Raw genomic sequence first — 2,579 nt, 5'->3', positions numbered from 1 at the left:
TCCATATCCTGTGGTTTGGACGGGCGGATTATGCTGAGCCCGCCACTGATTTTACCGCTTGGGCGCATGCCTGCTGGGCCGCTCGGGATCATGACCGAATGGCCTTCCTTGTTCCCGCGCCGGGTGCAAACGCCAATGAGCAAACGCCGGAGTCATCTCAGATCACGATCAACAATGCCGCGCGGGGCGAACTGATCGCGGCCCATCCTGACCACCATATCGATCAGATGCAGGCCATGTGGGATGACGTGACAGGCGCGGACACCCCCGCAGACCAAGCGGCACAAGCCACGGGATATTGCCCACCTAAGTATCTTGCTGACGACATCCACCGCAACAGCGCCGGTCAACTGATTGAGGCCACCGCAATGTTTGATTTTATCACCGCAAAGGGCTGGTGAGCAGAGGAGGCAGATATGCCAAGTATCGTCCGACAAGTAAGCCTCGGGAATCTCATCACCATTTTGACCGTGGTCGTTGCCGCCGCTTTTGGTTGGGCGACGTTGCAGGCCAATGTTGAGGCTCTGACCAAGCAGGTAGAGGCATTAAAGGCCATGGAGCCTCGGATCTACGCCTTGGAGCGTGAGCAAGCGGTAACGGCTGCAAGCCTCGCTGGGATCCACAAGGGCATCGCAGATCTGCAAGAGGATCTGGATGAAAACAACCGTCTGTTGCGGACGCTGTTGCAACGGCCAAAAACGGCCAACTAACCAAAAGGAAAACTGATGTTTATCGATGATCTCTGGGGCGTCATGCGGCGCACCCATTCTTTCCGTGCGCTCATTTTAGGCCTGCTGGGCCTGTTTGTGCCGGAAATCTTGTACGCGACATTTGGCATAGAGCCTGACCCATATTTGCGGTTCCAACTGGTCGCCTTGGCCATTGCCTACGGCGTCGTCGGGCGACTGATCAAACAGGAGAATGAGCGCTACCACTGGCTGAGCGTGCTGGTGTTGGTCATTGCTGGGTTCTTGGTCTGGCAAGCATGGCAGCCGGGTTTGCCGCCTGATGTGACGGCGGTGGTTAAGGTTGAGGAGCAGGCGGCTATCGCTGAACCGGTCATTGGTGCTGAGGCTGCTTTCCTTGAAATAGCTGTCCCGCTTGCCGCCAAGTGGGAAGGGTTGCGATTGGTTGCCTACCTTGATCCGGTTGGTGTTCTGACTGTGTGTTATGGTGAAACCAAGGGCGTGAAACCCGGTGACAGTTACACAAAGGCCGAATGCGATGAGATGCTGGGGCGGCGATTGTTGGAGTTTCGCACTGGCCTGCATCGATACTTCACACGCGAAACCATTGCAGATCGATTGCCGCCAACCCGTGACGCCGCCTATGGCTCCTTTGCCTATAACGTTGGTGTCAGCGGGGCAGGGGGCAGCACTGCCATCAAGCGCTTGAATGCTGGTAACATCGCCGGTGGTTGCGAAGCGCTGACCTGGTGGAACAAAGCGGGCGGGCGGGTGTTTCTGGGCCTTACGCGCCGCCGGGCCGAGGAGCGCGACCTTTGCTTGGAGGGGGTGGCCTGATGGACCGCCTCTTCCTCGCGGGTTTCATCGTGGCCCTTGCCGCTGCGACCTGGTGGCTGGCCCTGCGCAATGATGATCTTCGTGATCAGGTCGAATCCGCTGAGACCCGCATCAAAACAATCAAACGATCACAGGAGATAAGCGATGACATTCATTCGCTTGATGACGGCGTTCTTGGCGCTGAGCTTCACCGCCGCCTGTCCCGGCCCATTTCTGAATAAGGCCGGGTTTTCGGATGTGTCTAAGCGCCCGCCGGATGCCAAGCCGGAAACGATCGATGCGCTGACCAATGACCGCTCATTCGCCGAGTGGGTGATTTACCAAGACCGGGCGTGTGACGCGTTCGGCTGTATCGAATAGGAGGCCAATATGCCAAGAAATGCCACGATCCCAGCGGTTCAAAATCAATGGACAGAACTGACTGACGGAGATGTTTCAACCCAAGTTATGTTTCAAAACAAGGGCGGCTACTCGGTGCATTTTCAAGCCACCGCTGATGCAAATGCACCGACATCGCTTGGTGGCGCGGTTGAGTATCAACCCGGCCAAGGCGAACGTGATACGCTTGCAAATGTCTTCCCTGGCGTTTCCGGCGCGGTTCGTCTTTGGGTCTTCGCGCAAGTCGGTGGCTCCGTCGCGATACAACATGGGTGATCGCAATGCTTGATAACCCTTTTGGCCTCAGCGGGCCGTTCCCTAAGTCCAAGCAGGGCGGCTCTGCGCCCATGTACGTTGTCCCCATTCTGGGCCAGTCAAACGCGGTTGGGCGGGCCGGGCTGGATGGGCTGCCGTTGCACCCTGCGGGTGCGTTGCAATACGATCAGGCCGGGGCATTGGTCGCGCCGACCACGCCGCTCGACCACCGCATCACAACAAATTCCGATGAATTCGGCCCGGATGTGCAGTTTTCCCGCGCCTTTATGGCCGCGAACCCCGGTGCGCAGCTGGTGTTTATTCCCTGCGCCGATGGTGGCACCGGCTTTTTTGACAACATGTGGAACCCAGACGACCCGGCCTATGATGACGCCGTGACCCGGATCAATGCTTTCGCTGCCA

6 protein-coding genes are annotated in these 2,579 nt (G+C 58.0%); all 6 read left to right on the top strand.

Going from position 1 to position 2,579, the window contains the following annotated elements; all coding sequences use genetic code 11:
- A partial coding sequence (locus ACRBB0_RS26960) for a hypothetical protein (protein WP_431377565.1) occupies positions 1-401 on the top strand: 401 nt, incomplete at its 5' end.
- 15 nt (positions 402-416) lie between these two features.
- Complete coding sequence (locus tag ACRBB0_RS26955) at positions 417-710, top strand: hypothetical protein (protein WP_431377564.1); 294 nt, start codon at positions 417-419, stop codon at positions 708-710.
- Between the two features lie 15 nt (positions 711-725).
- Positions 726-1,523 carry a lysozyme gene (locus tag ACRBB0_RS26950; protein ID WP_431377563.1) on the top strand — a complete coding sequence of 266 codons (798 nt, stop codon included), beginning with the start codon at positions 726-728 and terminating at the stop codon, positions 1,521-1,523.
- A gap of 144 nt (positions 1,524-1,667) precedes the next feature.
- Positions 1,668-1,883 carry a hypothetical protein gene (locus ACRBB0_RS26945; protein WP_431377562.1) on the top strand — a complete coding sequence of 72 codons (216 nt, stop codon included), beginning with the start codon at positions 1,668-1,670 and terminating at the stop codon, positions 1,881-1,883.
- Between the two features lie 9 nt (positions 1,884-1,892).
- Positions 1,893-2,177, top strand: coding sequence for a hypothetical protein (locus tag ACRBB0_RS26940; RefSeq protein ID WP_431377561.1), 285 nt, complete (start codon positions 1,893-1,895; stop codon positions 2,175-2,177).
- Positions 2,178-2,182: 5 nt separating this feature from the next.
- Positions 2,183-2,579, top strand: a 397-nt coding sequence (locus tag ACRBB0_RS26935; RefSeq protein WP_431377560.1) for a sialate O-acetylesterase, incomplete at its 3' end; no start/stop codon positions are given.

The organism is Pelagimonas sp., assembly GCF_050633425.1.
Lineage (GTDB): Bacteria > Pseudomonadota > Alphaproteobacteria > Rhodobacterales > Rhodobacteraceae > Pelagimonas.
Note: the sequence above shows the minus strand (reverse complement) of the source record. Positions and strands in the feature narration are given on the sequence as shown.